29 protein-coding genes are annotated in these 24,881 nt (G+C 72.9%); 18 read left to right on the plus strand and 11 right to left on the minus strand.

The genetic code is table 11. The features are described from left to right. Positions 1-65: 65 nt before the first annotated feature. Positions 66-911, plus strand: a complete 846-nt coding sequence (locus Ari01nite_RS24880) for a toll/interleukin-1 receptor domain-containing protein (RefSeq protein ID WP_275410874.1) — start codon at positions 66-68, stop codon at positions 909-911. 110 nt (positions 912-1,021) lie between these two features. Here Ari01nite_RS24880 and Ari01nite_RS24885 read toward each other — a convergent pair whose 3' ends face one another. Further along, positions 1,022-1,756 carry a Type 1 glutamine amidotransferase-like domain-containing protein gene (locus Ari01nite_RS24885; RefSeq protein ID WP_203784536.1) on the minus strand — a complete coding sequence of 245 codons (735 nt, stop codon included), beginning with the start codon at positions 1,754-1,756 and terminating at the stop codon, positions 1,022-1,024. Between the two features lie 120 nt (positions 1,757-1,876). Between Ari01nite_RS24885 and Ari01nite_RS24890 the strand changes: the two genes are divergently transcribed. Genes Ari01nite_RS24890 through Ari01nite_RS24920 form a run of 8 tightly spaced genes read left to right on the plus strand, consistent with a single transcriptional unit; the run spans position 1,877 to position 8,446 of the window. Next, entirely contained in the window at positions 1,877-2,596 is a 720-nt protein-coding gene (locus tag Ari01nite_RS24890; RefSeq protein WP_438872225.1) for a hypothetical protein, read from the plus strand. Between the two features lie 27 nt (positions 2,597-2,623). Further along, complete coding sequence (locus tag Ari01nite_RS24895) at positions 2,624-3,022, plus strand: ChaB family protein (RefSeq protein WP_203784540.1); 399 nt, start codon at positions 2,624-2,626, stop codon at positions 3,020-3,022. A 5-nt stretch (positions 3,023-3,027) separates the two neighbouring features. Continuing rightward, positions 3,028-4,074 (plus strand): glucose 1-dehydrogenase, encoded by a 1,047-nt coding sequence (locus tag Ari01nite_RS24900; RefSeq protein WP_203784542.1) that lies wholly within the window; start codon positions 3,028-3,030, stop codon positions 4,072-4,074. Positions 4,075-4,123: 49 nt separating this feature from the next. Then, on the plus strand, positions 4,124-5,410 hold the full coding sequence (locus tag Ari01nite_RS24905; RefSeq protein ID WP_203784544.1) for a cation:proton antiporter: 1,287 nt from the start codon (positions 4,124-4,126) through the stop codon (positions 5,408-5,410). A gap of 33 nt (positions 5,411-5,443) precedes the next feature. Next, the gene (locus Ari01nite_RS24910; RefSeq protein WP_239163000.1) at positions 5,444-5,989 is read left to right on the plus strand and encodes a glycosyltransferase family 2 protein; all 546 of its coding nucleotides are present in this window, start codon (positions 5,444-5,446) and stop codon (positions 5,987-5,989) included. A 27-nt stretch (positions 5,990-6,016) separates the two neighbouring features. Beyond that, positions 6,017-6,262: a hypothetical protein gene (locus Ari01nite_RS50020; RefSeq protein ID WP_239163001.1), complete on the plus strand. Its 246-nt coding sequence runs from the start codon at positions 6,017-6,019 to the stop codon at positions 6,260-6,262. Between the two features lie 52 nt (positions 6,263-6,314). Next, on the plus strand, positions 6,315-6,881 hold the full coding sequence (locus tag Ari01nite_RS24915) for a hemerythrin domain-containing protein (protein ID WP_203784546.1): 567 nt from the start codon (positions 6,315-6,317) through the stop codon (positions 6,879-6,881). Continuing rightward, positions 6,881-8,446 carry an MFS transporter gene (locus Ari01nite_RS24920; protein ID WP_203784554.1) on the plus strand — a complete coding sequence of 522 codons (1,566 nt, stop codon included), beginning with the start codon at positions 6,881-6,883 and terminating at the stop codon, positions 8,444-8,446. Before Ari01nite_RS24915 ends, Ari01nite_RS24920 begins: the two co-directional genes overlap by 1 nt. Here Ari01nite_RS24920 and Ari01nite_RS24925 read toward each other — a convergent pair. Genes Ari01nite_RS24925 through Ari01nite_RS24940 form a run of 4 tightly spaced genes read right to left on the minus strand, consistent with a single transcriptional unit; the run spans position 8,425 to position 13,573 of the window. Next, positions 8,425-10,665: a putative bifunctional diguanylate cyclase/phosphodiesterase gene (locus Ari01nite_RS24925; RefSeq protein ID WP_239163002.1), complete on the minus strand. Its 2,241-nt coding sequence runs from the start codon at positions 10,663-10,665 to the stop codon at positions 8,425-8,427. The genes Ari01nite_RS24920 and Ari01nite_RS24925 overlap by 22 nt on opposite strands. A 42-nt stretch (positions 10,666-10,707) precedes the next feature. Beyond that, entirely contained in the window at positions 10,708-11,877 is a 1,170-nt protein-coding gene (locus tag Ari01nite_RS24930) for a zinc-dependent alcohol dehydrogenase (RefSeq protein WP_203784556.1), read from the minus strand. Further along, positions 11,874-12,299 carry a hypothetical protein gene (locus tag Ari01nite_RS24935; RefSeq protein WP_203784558.1) on the minus strand — a complete coding sequence of 142 codons (426 nt, stop codon included), beginning with the start codon at positions 12,297-12,299 and terminating at the stop codon, positions 11,874-11,876. The genes Ari01nite_RS24930 and Ari01nite_RS24935 overlap by 4 nt, the downstream gene beginning before the upstream one ends. Positions 12,300-12,337: 38 nt before the next feature. After that, positions 12,338-13,573 carry an SGNH/GDSL hydrolase family protein gene (locus Ari01nite_RS24940; RefSeq protein ID WP_203784560.1) on the minus strand — a complete coding sequence of 412 codons (1,236 nt, stop codon included), beginning with the start codon at positions 13,571-13,573 and terminating at the stop codon, positions 12,338-12,340. A gap of 92 nt (positions 13,574-13,665) precedes the next feature. Between Ari01nite_RS24940 and Ari01nite_RS24945 the strand changes: the two genes are divergently transcribed. Together Ari01nite_RS24945 and Ari01nite_RS24950 are read left to right on the plus strand one after the other, a co-directional pair. Further along, complete coding sequence (locus tag Ari01nite_RS24945; protein ID WP_203784562.1) at positions 13,666-14,214, plus strand: winged helix-turn-helix domain-containing protein; 549 nt, start codon at positions 13,666-13,668, stop codon at positions 14,212-14,214. Next, positions 14,211-15,425, plus strand: a complete 1,215-nt coding sequence (locus tag Ari01nite_RS24950; RefSeq protein ID WP_203784578.1) for an MFS transporter — start codon at positions 14,211-14,213, stop codon at positions 15,423-15,425. Before Ari01nite_RS24945 ends, Ari01nite_RS24950 begins: the two co-directional genes overlap by 4 nt. On the opposite strand, the gene Ari01nite_RS24955 is transcribed toward Ari01nite_RS24950, so the two are convergent. The 5 genes from Ari01nite_RS24955 to Ari01nite_RS24975 all read right to left on the minus strand — a co-directional run bounded on the left by Ari01nite_RS24955 (position 15,394) and on the right by Ari01nite_RS24975 (position 18,326). Beyond that, on the minus strand, positions 15,394-15,882 hold the full coding sequence (locus Ari01nite_RS24955) for an SgcJ/EcaC family oxidoreductase (RefSeq protein ID WP_203784581.1): 489 nt from the start codon (positions 15,880-15,882) through the stop codon (positions 15,394-15,396). The two genes, Ari01nite_RS24950 and Ari01nite_RS24955, sit on opposite strands and share 32 nt — an antisense overlap. A gap of 75 nt (positions 15,883-15,957) precedes the next feature. Continuing rightward, positions 15,958-16,683 (minus strand): class I SAM-dependent methyltransferase, encoded by a 726-nt coding sequence (locus tag Ari01nite_RS24960; protein ID WP_203784582.1) that lies wholly within the window; start codon positions 16,681-16,683, stop codon positions 15,958-15,960. A gap of 7 nt (positions 16,684-16,690) precedes the next feature. Further along, positions 16,691-17,503 (minus strand): VOC family protein, encoded by an 813-nt coding sequence (locus Ari01nite_RS24965; protein ID WP_203784583.1) that lies wholly within the window; start codon positions 17,501-17,503, stop codon positions 16,691-16,693. Position 17,504: 1 nt separating this feature from the next. Continuing rightward, positions 17,505-17,828 (minus strand): ArsR/SmtB family transcription factor, encoded by a 324-nt coding sequence (locus tag Ari01nite_RS24970; protein ID WP_203784584.1) that lies wholly within the window; start codon positions 17,826-17,828, stop codon positions 17,505-17,507. 33 nt (positions 17,829-17,861) lie between these two features. Continuing rightward, positions 17,862-18,326 carry a MarR family winged helix-turn-helix transcriptional regulator gene (locus Ari01nite_RS24975; RefSeq protein ID WP_203784585.1) on the minus strand — a complete coding sequence of 155 codons (465 nt, stop codon included), beginning with the start codon at positions 18,324-18,326 and terminating at the stop codon, positions 17,862-17,864. Between the two features lie 57 nt (positions 18,327-18,383). On the opposite strand from Ari01nite_RS24975, the gene Ari01nite_RS24980 reads away from it, so the two are divergent. From Ari01nite_RS24980 to Ari01nite_RS24990, 3 genes are read left to right on the plus strand one after another with little or no spacing between them, the layout of a single operon-like run. Then, entirely contained in the window at positions 18,384-19,472 is a 1,089-nt protein-coding gene (locus Ari01nite_RS24980) for a hypothetical protein (protein ID WP_203784586.1), read from the plus strand. Positions 19,473-19,522: 50 nt separating this feature from the next. Then, positions 19,523-19,825, plus strand: coding sequence for a hypothetical protein (locus tag Ari01nite_RS24985; RefSeq protein WP_203784587.1), 303 nt, complete (start codon positions 19,523-19,525; stop codon positions 19,823-19,825). 20 nt (positions 19,826-19,845) lie between these two features. After that, complete coding sequence (locus tag Ari01nite_RS24990; RefSeq protein ID WP_203784588.1) at positions 19,846-21,309, plus strand: S8 family serine peptidase; 1,464 nt, start codon at positions 19,846-19,848, stop codon at positions 21,307-21,309. 216 nt (positions 21,310-21,525) lie between these two features. Here Ari01nite_RS24990 and Ari01nite_RS24995 read toward each other — a convergent pair whose 3' ends face one another. After that, complete coding sequence (locus Ari01nite_RS24995; protein ID WP_203784589.1) at positions 21,526-21,837, minus strand: DUF6223 family protein; 312 nt, start codon at positions 21,835-21,837, stop codon at positions 21,526-21,528. A gap of 156 nt (positions 21,838-21,993) precedes the next feature. On the opposite strand from Ari01nite_RS24995, the gene Ari01nite_RS25000 reads away from it, so the two are divergent. From Ari01nite_RS25000 to Ari01nite_RS25015, 4 genes are read left to right on the plus strand one after another with little or no spacing between them, the layout of a single operon-like run. Continuing rightward, positions 21,994-23,094 (plus strand): sensor histidine kinase, encoded by a 1,101-nt coding sequence (locus Ari01nite_RS25000; protein WP_203784590.1) that lies wholly within the window; start codon positions 21,994-21,996, stop codon positions 23,092-23,094. Further along, a complete protein-coding gene (locus Ari01nite_RS25005; RefSeq protein ID WP_203784591.1) occupies positions 23,091-23,750 on the plus strand; it encodes a response regulator in 660 nt (219 codons plus the stop codon). The genes Ari01nite_RS25000 and Ari01nite_RS25005 overlap by 4 nt, the downstream gene beginning before the upstream one ends. A gap of 40 nt (positions 23,751-23,790) precedes the next feature. Then, positions 23,791-24,486, plus strand: coding sequence for an arsenate reductase/protein-tyrosine-phosphatase family protein (locus tag Ari01nite_RS25010; RefSeq protein WP_203784592.1), 696 nt, complete (start codon positions 23,791-23,793; stop codon positions 24,484-24,486). Continuing rightward, positions 24,483-24,866, plus strand: a complete 384-nt coding sequence (locus tag Ari01nite_RS25015) for a VOC family protein (protein ID WP_203784593.1) — start codon at positions 24,483-24,485, stop codon at positions 24,864-24,866. The genes Ari01nite_RS25010 and Ari01nite_RS25015 overlap by 4 nt, the downstream gene beginning before the upstream one ends. The last annotated feature ends 15 nt before the right edge of the window (positions 24,867-24,881 follow it).

Consider the following 24,881-nt stretch of genomic DNA (forward strand, 5'->3'; position numbering starts at 1 on the left):
CGGGCGATCCGCATCTTGTCCACAGTCGGCGGGCGCGGCGACACTGAGGCGTGAGCGCGGTGTTCGTGAGCCACAGCAGCCGGGACACGGGACTCGTGGACGAGCTGCGGGAGCGGCTCGTGGCGCGCGGGTACCGGTCCCTGTTCGTCGACTTCGACCCGGAGTTCGGCATTCCGGCGGGACGTGCCTGGGAGCGCGAGATCTACCAGCGTCTGCGGCAGTGCCGGGCGGTCGTCCTCGTGTGCAGCGCGGCGTCGATGGCATCGCAATGGGTCTTTGCCGAGTCCGGGTGGGACGAGCGCCGGCCGCCGTACCCGGGCATGGTGTCCTTCCAGGAGCCCGACGCGCCGATGTTCTTCGGGCGCGAGGATGACGTGCAACGGGGCGTGGACCTGCTGAACCGGCTGCGGCGGTTCGGTGAGGCACGACTCGCGGTGATCCTCGGCGCCTCGGGCAGCGGCAAGTCGTCGCTGCTGCGGGCCGGCCTGCTGCCCCGCTTGCGCCGGGACGCCGCGGACTGGCGGCCGATGGGCCCGATCCGGCCGGCCCGTGACCGTTCCGGCAGGCCGCGCTCGCGCTGGCCGGAGATCGGTCGCGGCGGGCCGAGGCCGAACGGGTGCTGCGCACGGCGGCCGGCGACGGCGTCGGCGACGAGCTGCGCGATCTGCTCGAAGACGACGGGACGACCACCGGGTCTGGCGCGCCGACGGGACCGGCGAACCGTTGATGCTCTGGCATCGCGGAGCCGTCAACACGGTGTCGTTCAGCTCCGACAACGAGACAATCGCGACCGCCTCGGTCGACGGCACGGCTCGCCGCTGGTGGACGGACGCCGACCGGCTGTGGACCGAGATGCGCGAGGTTGTCAGCGGCTGCCTTCCACCGGAGTTCCGCGAACGCTACCTGGGTGAGAGCCCGGCGGCCGCCGAGCGCGCCTACCGCGATGGCGAACAGGTCCGGGGCCGCCCCCGGCCCGGGTGGTGATCGTGCTGTTCGCCCCGCCGGCCGCCACCGCCTGACGTCAGGCCGAGACGCTGCGGCTGGGGGTCCGCTCGGCGAGCAGGAGGCAGGGGATGTCCTCCTCGACGATCCGGCCGTCCTGGGCGAAGACCCGCAGCGCCCGGCCGCCCGGCTCGGAGGAGACCGCCTCGACCACCTCGCCGGCCGCGGTGAAGCGGATCGCGACCCGGTTCCAGGACGCGTACCCGGTGGCGAGCGACCCGTCGAGCAGTGCGGCGTGGAAGAGTGGCCGGCGCTGGTCCTCGGCGTCGTAGTGCGGGCAGTAGCTGCCCTCGATCATGCCGAGGCCCTCGTGCAGCACCTGGAGGGTCGGTCCGTACGAGTCGGTGGTGCCGCCCTCGAACCAGCACAGGCCGCCCGCGCTGCCGCCGGTGAGCACGGCGCCGCCGGCCAGCGCCCGGTGCAGCAGGGCGTCCACCCCCTGCCGGCGCCACACGTCCAGCATGTTGGCCGTGTTCCCGCCGCCGACGTGGATGACGTCCGCGCCGAGCACGAGATCGGTGAGGTCGTCGAGGTTGCGGTGGAACAGCCGTAGGTGCCGGGGCCGGCAGCGCCCCGAGTGGAACGTCTCGTAGAACGACACGATGTAGCTCGCGTCGTCGCCGGTCGCGGTCGGCAGGAACAGCACCACCGGATCGTCCTTGCCGGTCAGGTCCAGCACGTAGTCGTGCAGGGGGTCGTAGACCCGGTCCATGACGGCCCGCCCGGCACCGATCGGAACGATGTGGCCTGTCATTAACCCCTCCTCGGACAGATGGTCACCGCCGCCACCGGCCATCGACCGGACGGCCGGTGACATCCTGCCCCGCGAATGAATCAGGCGTTTGAGCCGCCGCCCAGCGGGGATTTCCCGGTCATGTCGGTGGCCATCAGGGTAGTGGCGGCCGGGGCGGCTGCCGCCCTGGCGGTCCGGGTGGTCCGGTCACGCCGGCGCCGGTTCCTGCACCCGGCGGGCCGCTCGTTCGAGGCGGAATTCGAGTTCGAGGCGGGGTTGGAGTCCCGGGCGGGCTTCGAGTCCGGGGCCGGCTTCGAGTTCGAGGCGGGCGGCCGGTATCCCGCGACCGTGCGCGTCTCGAAAGGGGCCGGCACCCGCGGCGGCCGGCTCGACGTGCGGGGGCTGGCGATCCGCGTACATCTGCCGGAGGGTGATCTTGACCTGCTGCTCTCCACCTCGGGGACCGGTCCGCTCACCCGGCATCTGCCGGCGCCGCGGCGGACCTTCGACACGTTCTACGGGTCGATCACGGCCTACCGGATCGGTGGGCGGAAGGTCTACCTGACCGCCACCGGGGTGGGCGCCGGGGACAGCCTGGCCGGCCTCGCCGAGGAGGACAGTTTCCGGCTCGGCATGCTGCGGGACGACATCGAACTGCCGTTCGGGCGGGTCCGCCTCGGTGCGGCGCTGCCGGCGGACGCCGATGCGGGGCTGGCGTTCAACCCGGTGCTCAACTCGCTTCCGGAACTGCATCCGACCGGCCTGATTCACGGCGTCCGGGCGTTCGCCTACCGGGCCAGTCAGCGGTGGCGCCGGGTGCCGTCGTTTGAGCTGAGCCGCCAGGGGGCACGCCGGACATAGTCCGGTCACCGTCGCGAGGAGGTCGCCATGCCGGGACGCGAGGAACTGCCGAGCACGCTCCGGCGGTCGTCCAAGAAGGCGCAGGACACGTTCGTCAAGACGCACGACTCGGCGGTCGAGCAGTACGGCGAGGGGGAGCGGGCGCATCGCACCGCCTTCTCCGCGGTCAAGCATTCGTTCGAGAAGGTCGGCGACCACTGGGAGCCCAAGGCGGACCAGGGGCCCAGCGACGCCAAGGCGGCGGGCGGGCGCGGCACCCGGGCGGAGACCGCCGGCGGCGTGGACGCGAACGCCAGCAAGCAGCACCTGCTGGACCTGGCCAAGAAGCTCGGCATCCCCGGGCGCAGCCGGATGACGAAGGCCGAACTGGTCGAGGCGCTGCAGAAAGCCAACGACCGGAGCACCCGCAAGGCCCGCGAGAGGTAGCCGTCATGCGCGCGCTGACCGTGCAACCGCTGAAGCCCGGCTCGGCCGAACTCCGGGACGTGCCGGAACCGTCGCCGGGGCCGGGGGAGATGCTCGTCGACGGACTGGCGGTGGGTGTCTGCGGCACCGACCGCGAGATCGTGGCGGGCGAATACGGCTGGGCACCGGCCGGGCGGGACCGCCTGGTGCTGGGCCACGAGTCGCTGGGCCGGGTACTGACCGCGCCGCCGGACAGCAGCTTCGCGCCGGGCGACCTGGTCGTCGGGGTGGTGCGCCGGCCCGACCCGGAGCCGTGCGGTGCCTGCGCGCACGGCGAGTTCGACATGTGCCGCAACGGGGGCTACACCGAAAGAGGCATCAAAGACCTGGACGGGTACGCGAGCGAGCACTGGACCGTCGAGCCGGGCTACGCGGTGAAGCTGGACCCGCGGCTGGAGCACGTCGGCGTGCTGATGGAACCCACCTCGGTGGTGGCCAAGGCCTGGGACCAGATCGAACGCGTCGGCCGCCGGTCCTGGTTCGAGCCGCGGTGCGTCCTGGTCACCGGCGCCGGCCCGATCGGGCTGCTGGCCGCCCTGCTCGGCGTGCAGCGCGGGCTCGACGTGCACGTGCTCGACGTGGTCACCGACGGCCCGAAGCCGGAGGTGGTGCGGGCCCTCGGCGCGCACTATCACAGCTCGGGCATCGGCGACGTGACCGCGCGCGCCAAGCCGGACGTGATCATCGAGGCGACGGGCGTGTCCGCGGTGGTCTTCGAGGCGATGGCGAGCACCGCGGCGTACGGGATCGTGTGTTTGACCGGGGTTTCGCCCGTCGGCCGCGCGATCTCGGTGGACCTCGGCGCCGCCGGACGCGACATGGTGCTGGAGAACGACGTCGTGGTGGGTTCGGTCAACGCCAACCTGAGCCACTATGCGGCGGCGGCCGGCGCCCTGGCCGAGGCCGATCCGGAGTGGCTGGCGCGGCTGATCACCCGGCGGCTGCCGTTGGACCGCTACGCCGAGGCCCTCGAGGCGCACCCGGCCGACATCAAGGTCGTCCTCGAGCTGTGATGCGAAACCACCGGGAATGCATCGCCGCGCGGCGGGGCAGATAGCAGCCGTGCAAACGTCCGACGTGGTTTTCGCGGTCATCGGATTCGGGGCCCTGCTGGCCGGGATCCTGCCGCGGGTGCTGGAACGCCGCCCGCTGTCCATGCCCATCGCCTTCCTCGCCCTCGGCATGCTGGTCTTCGCCCTGCCGATCGGCATGCCCGACCCCGATCCGCTGGCCCATCCCAAGGTCACCGAGCACCTCACCGAGGTCGGCGTGATCGTGGCGCTGATGGGTGCCGGCCTCAAGATCGACCGGCCGCTGAGCCGGCGCGGCTGGGCCTCCACCTGGCGGCTGCTGATCATCGCGATGCCGGTCACCATCGCCGCGATGGCGCTGCTCGGCTGGTGGTGGGCCGGGCTGGTGCCGGCCACCGCGCTGCTGCTCGGCGCCGCGCTCGCACCGACCGACCCGGTGCTGGCCTCGGACGTGCAGGTCGGCGAGCCGACCGACGAGGAGGATTCCGAGGACGAGGTACGGTTCGCGCTCACCTCGGAGGCCGGGCTCAACGACGGGCTGGCCTTCCCGTTCGTGTACGCCGCGATCGCGATGGCCGGCGCTGCGGGCCTGGGTCTGGGCTGGACCGAACTGGGCTGGATGGGCGAGTGGGCCTGGAAGGACCTGGTCTACCGGGTCGTGGTCGGGGTGGTCGCCGGCCTGGTCGTCGGCAGGCTGCTCGGCAAGCTGTTCTTCCGGGCCCGGCTGGACGCGTTGCGACTGGCCCGCCACTCGGAGGGCTTCCTGGCGCTGGCCGCGACCCTTCTCGCGTACGGGATAACCGAAGTTCTGCAGGGGTACGGGTTCCTGGCCGTGTTCGTGGCGGCGCGGGCGATCCGGACGGCCGAGCACTCCCACGAGTACCACCAGGTGCTGCACGACTTCGCCGAGCAGACCGAACGCCTGCTGACGGTCCTGCTGCTGCTGTTGTTCGGCGGTGCCGTGGTGTCCGGGCTGCTGGCGCCGCTGACCTGGCCCGCGGCGCTGGCCGGGCTGGCGCTGATCTTCCTGGTCCGGCCGTTGACCGGCTTCCTGTCGCTGCGCGGCGCGCCCGGGCACACCGCCGAACACTGGGTGATCGCATCGTTCGGCATCCGCGGCATCGGGTCGTTCTACTACCTCTCCTACGCGCTCACCCACGCCGAGTTCCCCGGCGCCGACCTGGTGTGGGCCACCATCGGATTCGTGGTGCTGGTGTCGGTGGTGCTGCACGGGGTGGGCGCGACGCCGGTCATGCGGCTGCTCGACCGGGCGCACGAACGCACCGGTCAGGAGGCCGCGAGCCGCGAGCCGGCCTGATTGACGCCGCGTCCGAGGGGTATCCGCGCGGCCATGAAGATCGAGACCGATCAGGTCACCGTCGTGGTCGCCACCCGCAACCGGCACGACCGGCTGCGCGACACGGTGCCCCGGCACCGGGCGCCGGTCGTCGTGGTGGACAACGCCTCGGACCAACCGATCCGGGTCCCCGGCGCGGACGTGGTGCGGCTGGCCGACAACCGCGGCGCCGCGGCGCGCAACGTCGGGGTCGAGCGGGCCGGTACGCCGTACGTGGCGTTCGCGGACGACGACTCGTACTGGTCGCCCGGCTCGCTGGCCCGGGCCGCCCGGGTGCTGCGCCAGCATCCACGGGCCGCGCTGCTGGCCGCCCAGGTGCGGGTCGGCGCGGACGGCCGTCTCGACCCGGTGTCGGCCGGTATGGCCACCGCACCGCTCGGCTGGCCGGCCGGCGCACCGGGACCGGCCGTGCTCGGCTTCCTGAGCTGCTCGGTGATCGTGCGCCGGGACGCCTTCCTGGCGGCCGGCGGGTTCCACCCCCGGCTGTTCGTCTACGGCGAGGAGTCATTGCTGGCCATGGACCTGGCCGCGGCCGGCTAGCAGCTGTCCTACGTCCCGGAGCTGACCGTGCACCACCTGCCGGAGCCGGCCGGACGGGACACCCGGGCGCGCCACCGGATCGAGGCCCGCAACCGGGTGCTGACCGCGGTGCTGCGGCGCCCGCCCGCGGTGGCGGCCCGCATCCTGGCCGGCGCGGTGCGCGCGGACCCGGCCGTGCTGCGCGACCTGCTGCCGCACGCGGCCTGGGCGGTGCGCAACCGTCGCCGGCTGCCGGCCGTCGTCGAGCGGGCGGTGCTCCGGCTGGGGGTGTAGCCGGTCGCCGCCCGGGTATCCGCGGGACCTGAGCCAACCCTGGGAGGAAACCGTGGCGCACAGCGAAACCGAAGCGGACGTGGTGGACGTCCTGACCGCCGACCACCGCGACGTCACCGCGCTGATCGGCGAGATCTGGTCGGTGCGCGACCCGATGGTCCGCCGGGACCTCACCGACACCGCGATCAGCGAGCTGGTCCGGCACGCCGTCGCCGAGGAGATGTACGTCTACCCGGCCATGCGCAAGCACCTGCCGGACGGGGAGAAGGCCGTCGAGCACGACGTCGAGGAGCACCAGGAGCTGGAGCGCGCGATGAAGGAGCTGGAGGGTCTCGAGATCTCCAGCACCGAGTTCGACACCACCCTGCGCCGGCTCGAGGAGATTCTGGCCGACCACGTGCAGGACGAGGAGACCGAGCAGTTCCCGGAGCTGCGCCGGGTCATCCCGCACGAGGAACTGGTGAAGCTGGCCGGCAAGGTGGAGACCGCCAAGAAGCTCGCGCCGACCCGGCCGCACCCCGGCGCTCCGAACAACGAGCTGTTCCACAAGCTGGCCGGACCGGGCGTCGGCATGGTGGACCGGCTGCGCGACATGATCACGAAGCGCGCCACCAAGTAGTGCCCGAGGCGTGGGCCCCGCTGCGCGTCGCGGCTTTCCGCAGCCTGTGGCTGGCCCTGCTGGCCAGCAACATCGGCACCTGGATGCAGACCGTCGGCGCGCAGTGGCTGCTGGTCGAGCAGTCCGGCACGGACACCCTGGTGGCGGTCGTGCAGACGGCCAGCACGCTGCCGATCGTGCTGCTCGCGCTGCCGTCCGGGGCGCTGGCCGACACGTTCGACCGGCGCCGGCTGCTGATCGCGGTCCAGGTGTTCCTGTCCGCGGTGGGCGTGCTGCTCACCGTGCTGACCCTGGCCGGCCGGATGCCGCCGACCCTGCTGCTGACGCTCACCTTCGTGCTCGGCGCCGGGCAGGCGCTGACCGCGCCGGCCTGGCAGGCGGTCATCCCGGAACTGGTGCCGCGATCCCAACTGGCCTCCGCCTCGGCGCTCGGCGCGATCAGCATGAACCTGGCCCGCGCGGTCGGCCCGGCGGTGGCCGGCCTGCTCATCGCGCAGTCCGGCGCCGGGGTGGTGTTCGGCCTCAACACGGTCACCTTCGCGATCTTCGCGCTGGTCCTGTGGCGCTGGCGACCGGCCGCCGCGGGCTCGACCGGCGCGCCCGAGCGGTTCGCGGCCGCCGTGCGCTCCGGCGGCCGGTACGTGCGGCACTCGCCGGTCGTGCGGCGCATCCTGCTGCGCGCCGCGCTGTTCCTGGTGCCCGGCAGCGCGCTCTGGGCGCTGCTGCCGCTGGTCGCCAGCCGCGGCCTCGGTCTGGGCTCGGGCGGCTACGGCGTGCTGCTCGGCGCGGTCGGCGCCGGGGCGGTGATCGGCGCGCTGCTGCTGCCCTGGATGCGGTCCCGCTGGTCACTGAACCGGCTGCTGCTGATCGCGAGCGTCACCTTTGCCGCGGTGCTCGCCGTGCTGGTGCTGGGCCGCTCGCCGGCGGTCGTGGTGCTGGCGCTGCTGCCCGCCGGCGTCGCCTGGGTGATGGTGCTGTCCAGTGTGAACGCGGCCATGCAGCTGTTCCTGCCGGGCTGGGTGCGGGGTCGCGGCCTCGCCATCTACCAGATGGTGTTCGCCGGTGCGCAGGCCGCCGGCGCGCTGGCCTGGGGCGCGCTGTCCGACCTGTGGGGCCTGATGCCGGCGCACGTGGCGGCCGCCGGGCTGATGCTGGCCGGCGCGCTCACCCTGCGCCGGTGGCCGATCCGGGACACCAGCGGCCTGGACCGGGAACCGGCGGTGTACTGGCCGGAACCGCACCTGGAACTGGACCCGGAGGAGCACGACGGCCCGGTGGTGGTGCTGGCCGGCTACCCGGTGAGCGCCGGCAACGAGGCCGCCTTCGTCGCGGCCATGGAGGACGTGCGCCGCACCCGGCTACGGACCGGCGCGGTGCGCTGGGGCCTGTTCCGGGACGGCGAGGACCCGGGCCGCTTCGTGGAGGCGTACGTGGTGCCCAGCTGGGACGAGCACCTGCGCCAGCACACCGGCCGGCTGACCGGCGCCGACCAGGCGATCGAGCAGCGGGCGCTGGCGCTCGCCGACGGCCCGCCCGAGGTGCGTCACCTGCTGTCGGCCCGCTGAAGGTCGCGGACCACCGGCAGGTCCGCGGCCGGACGGCCGAACCAGTAGCCCTGTGCCAGCCGGTAGCCCAGCCGGTACAGCTCGGCGGCCTGCTCGGCGGTCTCGACGCCCTCGGCCACCGCGGTCATCCCGAGGCCGTCGGCGACCTGGATGAGCGCGGTGCAGATGACCGCCTGCCGGCCGCGCATGGTGACCTCGTCGATGAACGACTTGTCCACCTTGAGGACCTGGGCCGGCACGGTCTGCAGCAGGGTCAGCGACGAGTGCCCGGTGCCGAAGTCGTCCAGCGCGATCCGGACCCCGAGCCGTTGCAGCTCGTGCAACGCCTCGACGGCGCGGCCGCCTTCGAACACCGCGGTCTCGGTCACCTCGATGGTCAGGCAGGACGCCGGCAGGCCGCTGTCGGCCAGCGCGCCGGCCACCACCGCGGCGAGGCCGGGCCGGGTCAGCTGGCGGGCCGAGACGTTGACGCTGATCCGCTGCGGCGCGGCGTCGCCCAGCTCGGCACGCCAGCGGGCGGCCTGCCCGCAGGCCTCGCGGAGCACCCACGCGCCCAGCTCGACGATCATGCCGTTGCGCTCGGCCACCGGGATGAACGCGGCCGGGCTGATCAGGCCCCGCTCCGGGTGCTCCCAGCGCACCAGCGCCTCGACCGCGACGAGCCGGCCCAGCGGCAGCTCGACGATGGGCTGGTAGGCGAGCCGGAGCTGCCCCGTGTCCAGCGCGGTGCGCAGCTCGGCGCCGATCCGGGCCTCCTCGCCGGCCCGGCGGTCCATCTCCGGCACGTACCAGCAGTACGGCTCGCCGCGTTCCTTGGCGGCGTACATGGCCACGTCGGCGCGGCGCAGCGCCTCCAGCGGCTCGGTCACCCCGGTGCCCCGGGCCAGGCCGATGCTGGCGCCGACCAGCAGCTCGTGCCGGCCCACCCGGACCGGCTGCTGGAGAGCGCGCAGCAGCCGGTCGGTGACCGACGCGACCGTCTCGTCGCCGGCGTCCGGCAGCAGCACGGCGAACTCGTCGCCGCCCATCCGGGCCACCGATCCGGTGTCGCCGACCGCGTCGGCCAACCGCCCGGCGACCTCGGCCAGCAGCCGGTCGCCGACCGCGTGGCCGAGCTGGTCGTTGACGTTCTTGAAGTCGTCCAGGTCGAGCAGGGCCACCGAGGGCTGCCCGGTCTCCCACGCGGTACGCAGCCGGTGCTCGAACTGCCGGCGGTTGTCCAGCCCGGTGAGCTCGTCGTGCATGGCCAGCTGCTCGAGCTGGCCGGCCTGCCGCTGCACCTGCGTCACCAGGCCCGACATGCGCACCGCCACCAGCAGGAACAGCACCACGGCACCGGCCGTCACCACGATCCAGTCGCCCGGCCGTTCGGTCATCCCGGGCAGGAACAGCATGCACGGCGCCAGCAGTGAGCTGGCGGTGAGCAGCACGAGCCGGCCGGCCGCGACCCGGGTCCGCATCGCCGGCGGCCGGGCCGGCTGGGCGAACGCCATCGACGGGTGCAGCGCGGCCACGCCCCAGAGCAAGTACGACAGCAGCCACAGCGAATCGAGCGGGTGGCCGCCGTCGTACGACCCGTACTGGCTGAGGACCGCGTAGCCGACGTCGGCGATCAGCAGCAGCACCGCGGCCGTGCCGAGCAGCCGGCCGCTGACCGTCGGCACCGCCCGGCCGGTGAACAGCCGGGCCAGCACCGCCAGCAGCATCACGTCGGCCGCCGGGTACGCCGTGTTGATCATCCGTTCGAGCGGGGAGCCGGCCTCCCCGGCGGCGATCGGGTGCAGCACGAACACCCAGAACACCAGCCCGAGGCCGGTCGCCAGGATCGCGGCGTCGATCAGCCCGGTCAGGTCCCGGCCGCGGCGGTCCCGCACCAGCAGCACGAGACCGGCCAGCAGCAGTGGGTACGTGCCGAGGTAGAACACGTCCGCCAGGGAGGGGAAGGGTTCCTGGTCCAGGACGTACGCGTAGATCTCCCAGGTGACGTCGCCGGCCACCGAGGCGAGCTGACCGGCCGCGAACAGGTACCAGAGGGCCGGCCGGGCCGGGCGGTACCGCCGTACCCCGGCCACGATGAACACCGCGGACAGCAGGCCCACCGCGTTGTAGGTCAGGTTCTGCGCCAGGCTGCCGGCCGGCAGCAGGAAATAGATGCCGACCGGTAGAGTCCCGCCGCACAGCGCCAGCAACCAACCCCAACAGCCCCGCTTCGATAACACGGGCCTTCGATCGGCACCGGTCCGGTAGAGCTGAGCGTTTCGCTACGGCACGAACACCGCGCGCACGCAGTCGTCCTCCTTGTCCTTGAACATCCGGTAACCCTCGGGTGCCCGGTCCAGCGGCATCACATGCGTGGCCAGGTGCTCGGTGGTGAGCTGGCCCTTGGCCATCCGGTCGAGCAGCATCGGGATGTAGCGCTGGCCGTGCATCTGCGCGCCGCGCACGGTGAGGCCCTTGTTCATCAGCGCGCCCAGGGGGAACTTGTCGACGAACCCGGCATAGACGCCCAGCACGAAGACCGTCCCGCCCTTGCGGCAGGCGTGGATCGCCTCTCGGACCGCGATCGGCCGGTCGGTCTGCAGCCGTAACTGCTGCTTGATCTGGTCGTAGCCGAAATGCGGGCCGGGGGCGTGCGCCTCCATGCCGACCGCCTCGATGCAGACGTCCGGTCCGCGGCCGCCGCTGCGCTCGCGCAATTCGGCGGCCACGTCGGTGCGCTCGTAGTTGAGCGTCTCCGCGCCGACGTGACGGTCCACCTGCTCGAGCCGGTTGTCCAGCCGGTCGATGACGATCACCCGGTCGGCGCCGAGCAGCACCGCGGCCCGGGCGGCCATCTGGCCCACCGCGCCGGCGCCCCACACGGCGACCACCTGGCCCGGCCCCACACCGCTCAGGTCGGCGCCCATCCAGCCGGTCGCCGCCGAGTCCGAGGCGAACAGCGCGCGCTCGTCGCTCACCTCGTCCGGCACCGCGAACGCGCCCACGTCAGCGAACGGCACCCGGATGTACTCGGCGTGGCTGCCGGCGTTGCCGCCCATCGCGTGCGAGTAGCCGAAGCAGCCGCTCGGCGCGTGTCCCCACAGCGTCTCGGTGATCGCCGGGTTGGTGTTGCCGTTGTCGCACAGCGAGAACAGCTGCTGGTCGCAGTACCAGCAGTTACCGCAGGAGATGAACGACGAGACCACCACCCGGTCGCCGGCGCGGTGCCGGCGGACGTCCGGCCCGGTCTCCACCACCTCGCCGAGGAACTCGTGGCCGAGCACGTCGCCCTTCTCCATGAACGGGATGTAGCCGCCCAGCAGGTGCAGGTCGGAGCCGCAGGTCACGGTCCTGGTCACCTTGACGATGACGTCGCCGGGGTTGCGCAGTTCCGGGTCCGGCACGGTGCCGACCGCGAGCTTGTTGACGCCCTGCCACTGGAGTGCCCTCATAGCAGTCCTCCCTCCCGGCCGTGCCGGGTGGCCGCCTGCAACGGCCGGTTCAGCAGCGTCGGGGTGGTGGTCGGCGGCCCGGACGGCAGCAGCACGTCGCCGGCCTCCAGCAGCGACCGGGTCTCCCGCAGGGCGCGCCGCACCTCACCCTCGGTCACCGGGGACCCTTCGGGAATGTGTACGACGATCTCGGTGCCCCGGTCGCCCGGCGCGGCCCGCAGCCGGATCTCGACGTCGTCGGCGATCTCCTTGAGCGAGCCGGGCAACTGCTCGGCCTGCAACTCGGCCGGCGGCCGGAACACGGTGATGACGTGCGTGCGGCGCACCGCCGCGGTCCGGGCGCGGCGACGTCGCACGACTGTCACCGCGGTGCCGGCCGCGAGCGGCGCGACGATCAACAGTGCCTTCCTGATAACTCCCATGGTCCGGCGGATACCACTTGCCGTACCCGCTAAACGAATTACAGGCGGTGCAGCGGGATGGCGTCGGCCATGGCGCGCATGCCGGCGTCGTTCGGGTGCAGGCCGTCGCCGGCGTCGTAGGCCGGGTTGAGCCGGTCCTGGTCGGCCGGGTCGGCCATCGCGCGGTCCAGGTCGGCGACCGCGTCGTACTCGCCGCCGGTGCGGATCCAGTCGTTGACGGCGTCCCGGATCCGTTCCCCCTCCTCGGTGTAGTAGCCGGGGTAGACGGTGCCGGCGAACGGCAGGATGGTCGCGCCCATCACCCGGACGCCGCGGGCGTGTGCGGCCCGGATCAGCGTGCGGTGGCCCTCGATCAGCGCCTCGGCGGTGAGCGGCTGCGGTGCGGTGGCGCCGGTGCCGATGTCGTTGATGCCCTCCAGCACGATGACCGTCCGGACGCCGGGCTGGTCCAGGGCGTCCCGGGTGAAGCGGGCGGTGGCGCGTTCGCCGAAGCCGTCGGTGTCGGTCAGCACCTTGTTGCCGCCGATGCCGGCGTTCACGACGCCGAGGTTGCGGCCCGCGGCCTGCAGGCGTTCGGCCAGTTCGTCGGGGTAGCGGTTGTCGGCGTCCGGAGTGGTGAACGAGCCGTCCGTGATCGAGTCGCCGAACGCCACCACGGTGCCGGCCCGGCGGTTGCCGGTGACCTCGACGCCGGACAGGTAGTACCAGGACTGCGAGGTCTCGGTGTACGCGTCGCCGGTCCGGTCGCGCAGGTGGTCGCCGGTGGCCCGGTACGAGGTGGCCAGCGCGAACGGGTGGAAGGTGGCCGGGCCGGTGGCGCCGGCGAAGTAGAGCGTCACGGTCAGCCGCTCCAGCGGGGCCACCGGCAGATCGACGACGTCCGAGCTGAGCTGCCGTCCGGCGGCCACCACCGCCGAGCGCCGGTGATGGAAGGTGACCGTCCGCAACGAGCCGGGGCGGATGGCGGCGCCGTCCCCGGCCCGGCCGATCGACGCGCCGGTCAGGTGCAGCGGGCTGGTCCCGTACACGTTGGAGATTTTGATCTTGATTGACGAACCGCCGCGACTGACCCGGACCGGCTGGCGCACCGAGTGGTTCTCGAAGCCGCCGGACCAGTTGGGCGTGCCGAAGTAGTCGGGGAACGCCGCGATCATGGAGCTGGACCAGGTCCCGTTCCAGGCGCGGCCGGTGTGCGCCGAGGCCGGCGTGGCGGTGAGGGATACGGCGACCACCGCCGTGGCGAGTGCGGCGAGCCAACGTCGGGTGATGCTCATGAGCAGCCTCCTAAGTGTTTGCCGATGTAGACAGTAGGCGCCCCGGAAAATCATCGGTACCGATGCAGAGGTTATGTGCATAGAATCTCTGCATGGAGACTCTGCTGGCCGACGCCGCGATGATGCGGCTGCTGGCCCACCCGCTGCGGATGCGCATCCTCGGCTCGCTGCGCGTCGACGGCCCGGCGACCTCGGCGATCCTGGCGCGCCGGCTGGCCACCGACACCGGCCAGACCAGCCACCACCTGCGGCTGCTCGCCCGGCACGGGCTGGTGGCCGACGCGCCCGAGCAGCACCGCCGCGGCCGGGAGCGCTGGTGGAAGGCGGTGCACGACTCGACGGTCTGGTCCGATCTGGGCGTCGGTGGCGCCGACACGATGCGGGCCGTGCAGCACGCTGCCCGGCAGGTCTACGACCAGGCGATCGACACATATCACGCCGAGGTCGCCCGGCAGGAGTGGAGCGCCGGCTGGCAGCGCGTGGCAGCTAGTTCCGACTACGTCATCCGGACCACGCCGGAGCGGCTCGACCGCCTGTGCGCCGACATCGAGCGGCTGGTCCGCGGGGCCGGCGAGGAGGCGGCGGACACCGAGAAGGTCCTGGTCGTCCTGCACACCTACCCGCTGCGGGCCCCGGGGTGACCAGCCTCTGGCGCAACCGCGAGTTCAACCTCCTGTGGACCTCGCAGTCGCTGTCCGACCTGGGCGACGGCGTCGCGTCGCTGGCGCTCACCCTGCTGGTGCTGGAGCTGACCGGCTCGCCGGTCAGCGCCGGCCTGGTCGGCACGGCCACCCATCTCGCCCGGCTGGCGTGCCGGTTGCCGGCCGGTGTGCTGGCCGACCGCCTCGACCGCCGCCGGGTCATGGTGGTCTGCGACCTGGTCCGGCTGGCCGCGTTCGCCGCGCTGACGGCCGCGGTGTGCACCGGCCGGGCGGGCCTGCCGCTGATCCTGGCGGTGGCGCTGGTCGACGCGGCCGCCGGTGCGCTGTTCGGCACCGCCGAGGACGCGTCGCTGCGCAGCATCGTGCCGGTCGCCCAGTTGCCGGACGCGGTGGCGCGCAACGAGGCCCGCTCGTACGGCGCCTCGCTCGCCGGTCCGCCGCTGGGTGGCTTCCTGTTCGGGCTGGGGCACGCCGTCCCGTTCCTCGGCAATGTGCTCTCGTACCTGGTCTCGGTGGTTGCGGTGTGGTGCATCCGCAAGCCACTGCAGAGCAACCAGACCCCAAACCAGCAGGGGTACGCCGCGGCACTCGCCGAAGGGGTGCGGTTCGTCCTCGGCCACCCCTTCCTGCGCGCCCTGCTGCTGGTGGCCGCCCCGATCAACTTCGCCATCGCCGGCGTGCTGTTCACGCTGATCGTCGCATTGCAGCGGGCCGGCACCACGCCGGCGGTCATCGGCCTGGTCGAGACGATCGTGGCGGCCGGCGGCCTGCTGGGCGCCGCCTGCGCACCGGCCCTGCAGAGCCGGCTCGGCCTGCCGGTCCTGGTCCGCGCGATCTGCTGGGCGGCGGCCGCGCTGCTGGCCACCGCCGCCCTGCTCACGTCGAGCATCGCGGCCGCGGTGCCGCTGGCGCTCGCCGTCTTCCTCGGCCCGGCGGCGAACGCGGCGCTGTTCGGCTTCCAGGCCGCCATCACCCCCGACCACCTTCAGGGCCGGGTGATCAGCGTGGTCATGGTGGTGGCGACGTCGATGGCCGCCGCCGCCCCGATCGCCGGCGGTGCCATCCTCACGTTCTGGCCCGCACCGGTCGCGATCCTGGTGTTCGCGGCCGCGGTGGCCGGCTCCGCGCTGGCCGCGACGTTCGGCCGCGGCCTGCGGGTCACTCCGGCATCGCTGACGAGTGGTGGTTGACGATCAGCCAGGTGCCGTGCCGGCGCTCGTAGACGAAGGTGTACCGGGCGTCGACATAGCGCTGGCTGCCGTCCGGCCCGATCAGCCGGAACCGGTAGGTGCCGGTGTCCAGCGCGCTGGTGGCGTCGAGCACCCGGACGTGCGACTCGGTGATCATCGCCTGCGGCCGGTTCTCCAGGAAGTGCTCGAAGTACTCCACGATCCCGGCGCGGTCGGCACGCACCCGGTTGGACAGCGTCGGCACCAGGATCGCGTCCGGGGAGTACCGGTCGGCGACCTGCTCCGGATCGAGGGTGAGGAGCGCCCGGTTCCAGAGCGTGAACAGGTCGCGGATCTGCTGGTCGGTGGGCTGGCGCGGGGCGGCGACCGCCACCGGCGCGGCGGCCGGCGCGGCGGTCGCCACCAGCGTGGCCGCCGCGGCGAGGCCGAGTGCCTTCCTCCTGGAGTACCGGGTCATGTATGCCTCCTGTGAACGGGGTTCGTGTCAGACCCACGCTCCCAACGGCCGGCCCGGCGGGCGGTGTTCGATCGGCTAGGCGACTGTCGGGGTCAGGACGGCCAGATACTCGTGGTTGTCGTCGAGCAGGGCGCGGCCGCCGCCCGCGATGGCGGATCGGCGCAGGCCGGTGCCGGCCAGGAGCAGGTCGAGGTCGGCGGGGGTGTAGCAGCGCAGCACCTGGGTGATCTTGTCGTCCGGGCGGCCGGCCTCCCACCAGGTGTCGTACGCCGTACACGTCTCCGGGTCGAAGGTGGTCCGCTCGAACAACTCGTACTCGTATCCGTCCTCGGGCCGGGGCAGCCGGTGCTCCTCGTCGCCGTCCCACCGTGCCCACACGAACGGGTTGCAGATGTCGATCAGCGCCACGCCGCCCGGCCGCAGCCACTCGCCGGCGATCCGGCGCAGCAGCACCCGCTGATCCTCGTCCGAGCCGACCCCGAAACCGTTCCAGTACGTGACCACGTCGAACCGCCCGGGCAGCCGCACCCGGTAGAAGTCGTCGCGCACCAGGGTGTAGGTGTCCGCGGTGGCGAAGTCCACCCGGTCGGTGATCTCGACCGCGGTGACGTCGTGTCCGGCCGCTGCCGTCGCGGCGGCCGTGGTGCCGTAGCCGGCGCCCAGTTCCAGCACCCGGTGCGGCCCGGGACCGGCGTACTCGTGCAGCAGCGCCACCCGCCGCTGGTCCCGCTCGGTGCCGCGCGACTCGGCCCGGCCCCACCAGCTACCGGTCCGCGAATAGAAGCCCTTGACCCAGTCCATCGCCCCGTCAGCCCCGGACCGCCGGCGAGGTCTGGACGAAGGTCCAGCGGTGACCTTCGAGATCATCGGCGGTGTACGCGCGATAGCCGTGCTCCTGGATCGGCGTCACGATGGTCGCGCCCGCGGCCCGGGCGTGCTCCAGGTGCGCGTCCAGGTCGTCGACGTAGACCCAGAGATTGTGGCTGACCGGCTCCGGTGACCACTTCCCGTCCGCCGCGAACAGCAGCACCGACACCTCGCCGGCGTGCAGCTCGATCCAGCCCGCCGACTCGCCCTCGGCCGGGATGCGGTCCCAGGAGCGCAGGTCGAACGTGGCGGCCAGCCAGCGCGCGGCGGCGGCCGGGTCCTGGTAGTACAGGGCGACGGCCAGCCGGGCCAGCCGGCGCGCCGGGCGGGACGGGTCGTGGTCGCGGCACCACGGCTCGAGCCACCGGATGACGTTGGGCCAGAACAGGCCGCCGTGCTCGGGGTTGCCGCCGGGGCGCACGAAGTGCTCGACGCTGACCCGGGTGCCGCCGTCGACCGGCTCGAAGCGGATGTCCACCTCGGTGTCGTCGACGCTGCTGCGGTAGGCCAGCCGGCTGCCCGGCTCCCACACCGTGATCCGGCCGAGTTCGAGGCCGTCGCCGTCGTCGTCGTAGACCTCGAGCACCCGGCCGCCGACGCCGGGCTCGATGCGCCGGGTGACGGCCCGGGCGAAGTTCCACGCGTTGATCGGGCCGGGCACCCACCAGCGGTCGATCTCCTCGGTGAACGCGCGGAAGGCGGTCGGCGGGTCGACGGCGACATCCACCGACGCGGACGCGGACAGGGTCGTCATTTCAGGGTTTCCCTTCGACGTGTCGTTTGAAGGCGCTCAGTTGCTCGGTCCAGTGCGCCTGCACCTGGTCGAGCCAGGCCTGCAGCGCCATCAGCGACTCGGGGCGCAGCCGGAACACGCGCAGCCGGGCGTCGTCCGGCACCCGCTCGTCGGCGATCACGCCGGCGGCCAGCAGGATCCGCAGGTGCCGGCTGATCACCGGGGCCGATACGCCGACGGCGCGGGCCAGGTCACCGGCCCGGCTCGGCTGTTCGCCGAGCAGCTGGACCACGCGGCGGCGGGTGGGATCGGCGAGGACGGCGAAGAGCTCATCCACGTGTTCCATATCGCCAATAGTTATGGGTAGAGCTAACTATTGTCAACCGCCTTTCGCGACCGCGGCGGCCAGCAGGTCGCGCAGCCGATCCCAGTTCCGGGCGCCGACCCGGTCCCGCCAGGCGGCCTCCACCTCGGTGATCAGGCCGGCGCTGGCGTCCACGACGGTCCGGCCGAGTGCGGTCGGCCGCACGATGCGGACCCGGCGGTCGGCCGGATCCCGCACGCTCTCCATCAGGCCGAGCCCCTCCAGGGCGGTGGCGAACTCGCCCAGCGCCTGCTTGGTCATCCCGATCCGCTCGGCCAGGTCGCTGACCCGCATGCCGTCCGGCGGGGTGAGGCTGAGCATCCGGATGTGCGAGAAGCGAAGGTCGCGCAGCACCGGCGGGACGGACCGCTCGCTGGCCGTGGCCCGGGTGGCGGCGAGCACGTCGCGGCGCAACCCGTCCATCAGGTATCCGAGCAGGGCCATGATGTGGTCCGGCCCGGGCTCCTTGACGTCGTTCATACGGTTACCTTACTATCTCGAAGGTAGAAAGGTAACCTGACCATCTGGGGGGCTGGTATGTCGGCGATCCTGTCGGAACTGCTCGACGCGCCGGGCGCGCTCGGTGACATTGTCGGCCGGCCGGTCGACCCCGCCGAGGTGAGCGTCGAGGCGGTGCCGTACTCGTTCGGGTCGCCGGCCACCGGCGGGCTCTGGCGGGTGCGCGGCGCGGGCTGGTCGATGTTCGTGAAGCAGTTGCACCACGTCAAGCACTGGCCGGCGCTGTCGCAGATGCCGCCCCAGATCGCCGAAACGTTCGCCGCGGAGTTTCCGTGGCGCACCGAGACCGAGCTCTGGCACCCGCTGGTGCAGGCGTCGCTGCCGCCCGGACTGCGCAGCCCGGTGCTGCACCGGCTGGTCGAACTGCCCGACGAGCGGCTCGCACTCTGGCAGGAGGACGTGGAGCAGGCGCCGGCCTCCTGCGACCTGGCGCTGTTCGAGCGGGCGGCCTACCTGCTCGGCCGCTGGAACGCCCGGTCCATGACGCCGGACCTGCTGGCCCTGTCCGGCTACGCGAACGGCTACGGGCTGCGGATGTATGCCGAGCGGGCGGTGGCGTACCGCGGGCTGGCCCCGCTGCGCAGCGACGAGATCTGGCATCACCCGTGGCTGGCCGGCCACGGCGACCTGCGGGCCGGCCTGCTCGAGCTGGGCGCCCTGATCCCGGAGATGCTGGCCCGGCTCGACACCCTGCCGCAGGCTCTGCCGCACGGCGACGCCAGCCCGCAGAATCTGCTGGTGCCGCTGGACGGCAGCGTCGAGTTCGTGGTGATCGACCTGTCCTTCCGCACCGCGCACGCGCTCGGTTTCGATCTGGGCCAGCTGCTGATCGGCCTCACCCACGCCGGCCAGCTGCCGGCCGCGATGCTGCCCAAGGTCAGCGACGTGATCCTGCCGTCCTACCTGCGCGGCCTCGCCGACGAGGGGGTGGACGGGATGGATGAGCGAGTCCGCGACGGATTCACCACCTCGGTGCTGCTGCGCAGCGGCTTCGACGGCTTCCTCTACGACCTGCTCGGCCGTGATGACGAGGAGTCACGACACGCGTTCGATGAACGGGTGTCGATGTCCCGCTTCCTGCTCGAACAGTACCGCCGAGACAGATGAAGGACAGTCACACTCGGTGATCAGGCGGTCGGCGTAACGTCCTGGAGGCCATGGCTACCAAAACTGTCTCCGCCGAAATCGAGGCCCGTCCCGGACAGGAACGGCGGGCCGCCGCCGTCCTCCAGGAACTCGGCTTCCGCATCCACCACATCGGATCGACGATCAGCGCGGACGGACCCGCCGAACTGTGGAACCAGCACTTCGGCGTGTCCTTCTCGGCGGCATCCAAAGAGATCGGGCACGCGCAGGTGACCGGCTGGCTACGACCGGCACCCGATGCGCTCGCCATCCCCACCGGCCTCCGCGACCTCATCGCCGGCGTCTCTTTCGTCGAGCCTCCGGAGCTCTATTGACGCTCTCGAAAGGCACTGACATGACCACCGTCGTAGAAAATCGCTCGGACCACGTCCATTTCGAGGCGACCGTACGCTCGGAGAGCGGCTCCTCGATGTTCGACGAGGCGTCCGCCACCCAGAACGCGTCCATCGAGACCCTCGCGCCCGCACCCGGCCGTGCCGAGGCGGCCGCCCTGGAACTCCAGCGGATCGGGTTCACCGTGCGGCACATCGGCACGTACTCGATCAGCGGCGAGGCGTCCCGCACGCTCTGGGAGTCGACCTTCGGCACCCGCGTCGAGCGGCGCACCCAGACTCTGAACGCCGGCACCGCGCAGCCCGAGGGTGCCGCCGTCACGTTCCTCGCGCACGTGCCGGACGCGCCCTTCGTCGTACCCGACTCCCTGCAACCGCTGATCGAACGCGCCTACCCGCAGTTCCCGCCGCTGTTCTTCGAGTCGGCGCTGCCGCCCCGGGTGGCCTACCACCACCTGCGGGTGCCGGACGACGTCGGCGTCGTGCTGCGGGCCTCCGCGGTGAACGAACGCGGCATCACCGGGCGCGGCGTGCTGGTCGCGATGGCCGACACCGGGTTCTACAAGCACCCGTTCTATCGGGCGCACGGCTACAACTACAACGCGATGCTCGCGCCGGACGCCATCCGCGTCGAGCACGATGAGGTCGGGCACGGCACCGCCGAGGCGGCGAACATCTTCGCCAGCGCCCGGGACGTCGACTTCGTGGGCGTCAAGATGGGCGCCAACCCGACGCTCGCCTTCAAGGCCGCCGCCGACCTGCACCCGGCCGTGATGACCAACAGCTGGGGCTACCACCTGCCGTTGCTGACCACACTGCCCAACTTCCTGCGGCCGCTCGAGGCCGCGGTGATCGAGGCGGTCCGGATGCGCGGCATCACGGTGTGCTTCTCGGCCGGCAACGGGCACATCGCGTTCCCCGGCATGATGCCCGACGTCATCTCGGCGGGCGGCGTGTACGCCGACCAGACCCAGCTCGGCGACGACTTCCCGCTCGAGGCGTCCGACTACGCCAGCAGCTTCACCAGCCTCATCTACCCCGGCCGGCACGTGCCGGACGTGTGCGGGCTGGTCGGCCGGCTGCCCCGGGCCGTCTACATCATGCTGCCGGTCGAGCCCGGCGACGCGATCGACACCCAGCTGGCCGGCGCGTTCCCGAACGGCGACGACACCAAGCCGAACGACGGCTGGGCCGTGATCAGCGGCACCAGCGCGGCCTCGCCGCAGATCGCCGGCGTGGCGGCGCTCCTCAAGCAGGTGCAGCCCGGCCTCTCGCCGGACCTGATCAAGTCGCTGCTGAAGGCGTCGGCCCGGGACGTGACGACCGGCAAGAGCGCCACCGGCGAACCGGCCGGCGACGGCGTCGACGGCGCCACCGGCTACGGCTTGGTCGACGCGTTCGGCGCGTACCGGCTGGCCCGCTCGGTCACGCCCCGGCAGCTGTACACCCTGCCGTCACCCCGGTAGCGCGGGACAGGCTGTCCCGGACCGCGAACGCGGCCCGGGACAGCCGCGCCCGTGTGCCGCACCGCAGTCGATCCGGCCGCCGTCCCCGGGCCCGTCTGCTTCCCAAGCCGCCGGCCGCCATCCCGAACCCGAAGTGCACGCCCGCGCCCACGCGGTCGCGGAGCGGGGCGGGCGCGGTGCGGGGCCGGCGGGTCGCGCCGACCCGCCGGGAGCACCTCAGGTCCGGCGGGACCGGGCTGCCGCCAGCCAGCCGGACGCGCAGGCCAGCAGCCCGATGACGACGGCCGCGAAGCCTCCTACGATGCCCGAACCGGAGCCCGGTCCGCCGTCGGCTGCGGCGATCACCACGGCGCCGCCGGCCGTGCCTAGCAGGCCGGCCGCCATGGCGATCAGGGGCCGGCGGCTGCCGGCGGCGGATCGGACCAGGGCCAGGCCGCCGAGCACCAGGCCGGCCAGGGCGATCAGGGCGGCCGCGGTGCCCGCTAGCCGGCCTCCGGTCAGGGTGTACGCCTGCACGGCTACGTTCATCGTGTCTCTCCTTTGTCTGGGGACTTATTCGATGGTGTTCGCCGGGCCGCCTTCTGTCGTCGTGCCGGTGCGGGCAGCGCATACCGCGGTTGCGGTAGGCGGTTTCTGCCGCGCGGGCAGGAGTCGCGGGGGTGGAAATCCGGTTAGGGTGCGGCCATGCGGATCGGTGTCGGCGACGCGGCGATCGCCGTCGGTGTGGCGGCGATTCTGCTGATCACCGGGCTGACCGGTGAGCACCCGGGTGCGGCGCCGGCCGGCTATCCGCTGCTGGTGGCCGGCGGCCTGGTTCTGGCCGCGCGCCGGCACGCCCCGGTTGCCGTCCTGGTGGGCACCGGGTTGTGCGCGCTCGGCTATCAGGCCGCCGGTTTCGATGTACCCGCGGTCGCGTACCTCATCGGGGTTTATGGGGCCGTGCGCGCCGGGCACCGGCTGGTCACCGTCGCGGTGAGCGTGGTGATGCTGGGGGTGTTGCCGCTCGCCGTGCTGGCCGCCGGCGTGAGCGGGGCGGGTGAGGCGTTCGCGCAGGCCCGGGATGTGCTGGAGCTGGCCTGGCTGATCGCCGCGGGGGCGGCGGGGGAGGCGTTGCGGCAGGCCGAGCGCCGGGCCGAGGAGGCCGAACGCACCCGCGAGGAGACCGCGCTGCGCCGGGCCGGCGAGGAGCGGCTGCACATCGCCCGCGAACTGCACGACTCGCTCACCCACCAGATCTCGGTGATCAAGGTGCAGGCCGAGGCCGCCGTGCACCTGGCCCACAAGCGCGGCGAGGAGGTGCCGGAGGCGCTGCTGGTGATCCGGGACGCCGGCCGGGACGCGGCCCGCGAGTTGCGGGCCACCCTGGAGGCGCTGCGCGACGACGACCGGAACCCGCCGCGCGGCCTCGACCACGTACCGGATCTGGTGCAGCGGGCCCGGTCGGCCGGCCTGGACGCCACGCTGACGGTGGGCGGCGACCGGGGTGACCTGCCGGTCGCGGTGGAGCGCACGGCGTACCGGATCGTGCAGGAGGCGCTGACCAACGTGGCCCGGCACGCCGCCGCGGCGAGCGCCCAGGTACGGATCGACTACCGGCCCGGCGCGGTGGCCATCGAGGTCGACGACGACGGCACCGCCAGCCCGGGCGCGGCGCCGGTGCCGGGGGTGGGGTTGCTCGGGATGCGCGAGCGGGTGACCGCGCTCGGCGGCCGGCTGCGGGCCGAGCCGCGCAGCGAGGGGGGTTTCACGGTCCGGGCCGAACTGCCGGTGGAGCGCTCGTCGTGATCCGGGTGCTGCTGGTCGACGACCAGCCGCTGATCCGCAGCGGGTTCCGGGCGCTGCTGGACGCCGAGGACGACATCGCGGTGGTGGCCGAGGCCGCGGACGGCGACGCGGCCCTGGCCCTGGCCCGCGAGCACCTGCCCGACGTGGCGCTGGTCGACGTCCAGATGCCGGTCGTCGACGGCATCGAGGCGACCCGCCGGATCGCCGCCGATCCCGCGCTGGCCGCCGTGCACGTGGTGATCCTGACCAACTACGGCCTGGACGAGTACGTGTTCAACGCGCTCCGCGCCGGCGCGGCCGGCTTTCTGGTCAAGGACATCGAGCCGGAGGACTTCCTGCACGCCGTACGGGTGGCGGCCCGCGGCGACGCGCTGCTGGCCCCCGCGATCACCCGGCGGCTGATCGACCGGTACGTGACCCAGCCGCCGCACCGGGACGCCCGCGCCGCCCTCCGGCACCTCACCGGCCGCGAGCGCGAGGCCGTCGCCCTGGTCGCCCGCGGCCTGTCCAACGAGCAGATCGCGGCCCGCATGGTGATCAGCCCGACCACGGCGAAGACCCACGTCAACCGGGCCATGACCAAGCTGCACGCCCGCGACCGCGCGCAACTGGTGATCCTCGCCTACGAGTCGGGCCTGGTGGTGCCGGGCGGCTAGGGTCCGATGCATCAAATCGGTTTGATGTATTGTCGGGGCCATGGAGCGGGAACTTCCGGCCTTCCTGACCGCCGCCGGTCACCCGGTGCGCTGGCAACTGCTGGCCGAGCTGGCCCGCAGCGACCGAGCCGTCCGCGAGCTGACCGCACTGCTCGGCCAGCCGCAGAACCTGGTCTCGTACCACCTCGGCAAGCTGCGCCGGGCCGACCTGGTCTCGGCCCGGCGCAGCAGCGCCGACCGGCGCGACACCTATTACGCGCTCGACCTGGCCCGCTGCGGCGATCTGCTGGCCGGCACCGGCGCGGCGCTGCACCCGGCGCTACGGCTCCGGCCGCCCGGCCGCCCGGCGCCGGCCACCAAGCGGGTGCTGTTCCTGTGCACCGGCAACAGCGCCCGGTCGCAGATGGCCGAGGCGTTACTGCGCCACCGCGGCGTCGAGGCCCACAGCGCCGGCAGCCGGCCCAAGCCGGTCCACCCGCACGCCGTCGCCGCGATGGCCGCGCGCGGCATCGACCTCGCCGGCGCCCGGCCCAAGCACCTCGGCGAGTTCACCGGCCGGCGGTTCGACCGGGTGATCACCCTGTGCGACCGGGTCAAGGAGGTCTGCCCCGAGTTCCCCGGCGCGGCGCACTGGAGCATCCCCGAGCCGGACGACCGCCCGGCGTTCGACCGGGTCGCCGCCGAGCTCGACGAACGGATCACCTTTCTGCTGCACACCCTGGAGGAGACGTCATGACCGACGAGACCGTGCATGTGCGCTACCTGGTGGACGACGTGGCAGCCGCCATCGACTTCTACACCGCCCACCTCGGCTTCACCTCGAACACCACGTTCCTGCCCGCGTTCGCCGACGTGCAGCGGGGCAACCTGCGGCTGCTGCTGTCCGGGCCGGAGAGCTCGGCCGGCCGCGCCATGCCCGACGGCCGCAAGCCCGGGCCGGGCGGCTGGAACCGGATCCACCTGCTGGTCGACGACATCGACACCGCGGTGGCCAAGCTGCGCGCGGCCGGCGTGCCGTTCCGCAGCGACGTGGTGACCGGGCCGGGCGGTAGGCAGATCGTGCTCGACGACCCGGCCGGCAACCCGGTCGAGTTGTTCCAGCCGGCCGGTCGCTGAATGCCGGCGGCCTCG

Source organism: Paractinoplanes rishiriensis (assembly GCF_016862375.1).
Taxonomy (GTDB): Bacteria; Actinomycetota; Actinomycetes; order Mycobacteriales; family Micromonosporaceae; genus Actinoplanes; species Actinoplanes rishiriensis.

Coding starts and splice junctions, on each gene's coding strand:
- Ari01nite_RS24885 (WP_203784536.1), bottom strand. CDS start 1,756: ATGACAGGCCACATCGTTCCGATCGGTGCCGGGCGGGCCGTCATGGAC.
- Ari01nite_RS24890 (WP_438872225.1), top strand. CDS start 1,877: ATGTCGGTGGCCATCAGGGTAGTGGCGGCCGGGGCGGCTGCCGCCCTG.
- Ari01nite_RS24895 (WP_203784540.1), top strand. CDS start 2,624: ATGCCGGGACGCGAGGAACTGCCGAGCACGCTCCGGCGGTCGTCCAAG.
- Ari01nite_RS24900 (WP_203784542.1), top strand. CDS start 3,028: ATGCGCGCGCTGACCGTGCAACCGCTGAAGCCCGGCTCGGCCGAACTC.
- Ari01nite_RS24910 (WP_239163000.1), top strand. CDS start 5,444: ATGAAGATCGAGACCGATCAGGTCACCGTCGTGGTCGCCACCCGCAAC.
- Ari01nite_RS24930 (WP_203784556.1), bottom strand. CDS start 11,877: ATGAGGGCACTCCAGTGGCAGGGCGTCAACAAGCTCGCGGTCGGCACC.
- Ari01nite_RS24935 (WP_203784558.1), bottom strand. CDS start 12,299: ATGGGAGTTATCAGGAAGGCACTGTTGATCGTCGCGCCGCTCGCGGCC.
- Ari01nite_RS24940 (WP_203784560.1), bottom strand. CDS start 13,573: ATGAGCATCACCCGACGTTGGCTCGCCGCACTCGCCACGGCGGTGGTC.
- Ari01nite_RS24945 (WP_203784562.1), top strand. CDS start 13,666: ATGGAGACTCTGCTGGCCGACGCCGCGATGATGCGGCTGCTGGCCCAC.
- Ari01nite_RS24955 (WP_203784581.1), bottom strand. CDS start 15,882: ATGACCCGGTACTCCAGGAGGAAGGCACTCGGCCTCGCCGCGGCGGCC.
- Ari01nite_RS24960 (WP_203784582.1), bottom strand. CDS start 16,683: ATGGACTGGGTCAAGGGCTTCTATTCGCGGACCGGTAGCTGGTGGGGC.
- Ari01nite_RS24965 (WP_203784583.1), bottom strand. CDS start 17,503: ATGACGACCCTGTCCGCGTCCGCGTCGGTGGATGTCGCCGTCGACCCG.
- Ari01nite_RS24970 (WP_203784584.1), bottom strand. CDS start 17,828: ATGGAACACGTGGATGAGCTCTTCGCCGTCCTCGCCGATCCCACCCGC.
- Ari01nite_RS24975 (WP_203784585.1), bottom strand. CDS start 18,326: ATGAACGACGTCAAGGAGCCCGGGCCGGACCACATCATGGCCCTGCTC.
- Ari01nite_RS24980 (WP_203784586.1), top strand. CDS start 18,384: ATGTCGGCGATCCTGTCGGAACTGCTCGACGCGCCGGGCGCGCTCGGT.
- Ari01nite_RS24985 (WP_203784587.1), top strand. CDS start 19,523: ATGGCTACCAAAACTGTCTCCGCCGAAATCGAGGCCCGTCCCGGACAG.
- Ari01nite_RS24990 (WP_203784588.1), top strand. CDS start 19,846: ATGACCACCGTCGTAGAAAATCGCTCGGACCACGTCCATTTCGAGGCG.
- Ari01nite_RS24995 (WP_203784589.1), bottom strand. CDS start 21,837: ATGAACGTAGCCGTGCAGGCGTACACCCTGACCGGAGGCCGGCTAGCG.
- Ari01nite_RS25000 (WP_203784590.1), top strand. CDS start 21,994: ATGCGGATCGGTGTCGGCGACGCGGCGATCGCCGTCGGTGTGGCGGCG.
- Ari01nite_RS25010 (WP_203784592.1), top strand. CDS start 23,791: ATGGAGCGGGAACTTCCGGCCTTCCTGACCGCCGCCGGTCACCCGGTG.
- Ari01nite_RS25015 (WP_203784593.1), top strand. CDS start 24,483: ATGACCGACGAGACCGTGCATGTGCGCTACCTGGTGGACGACGTGGCA.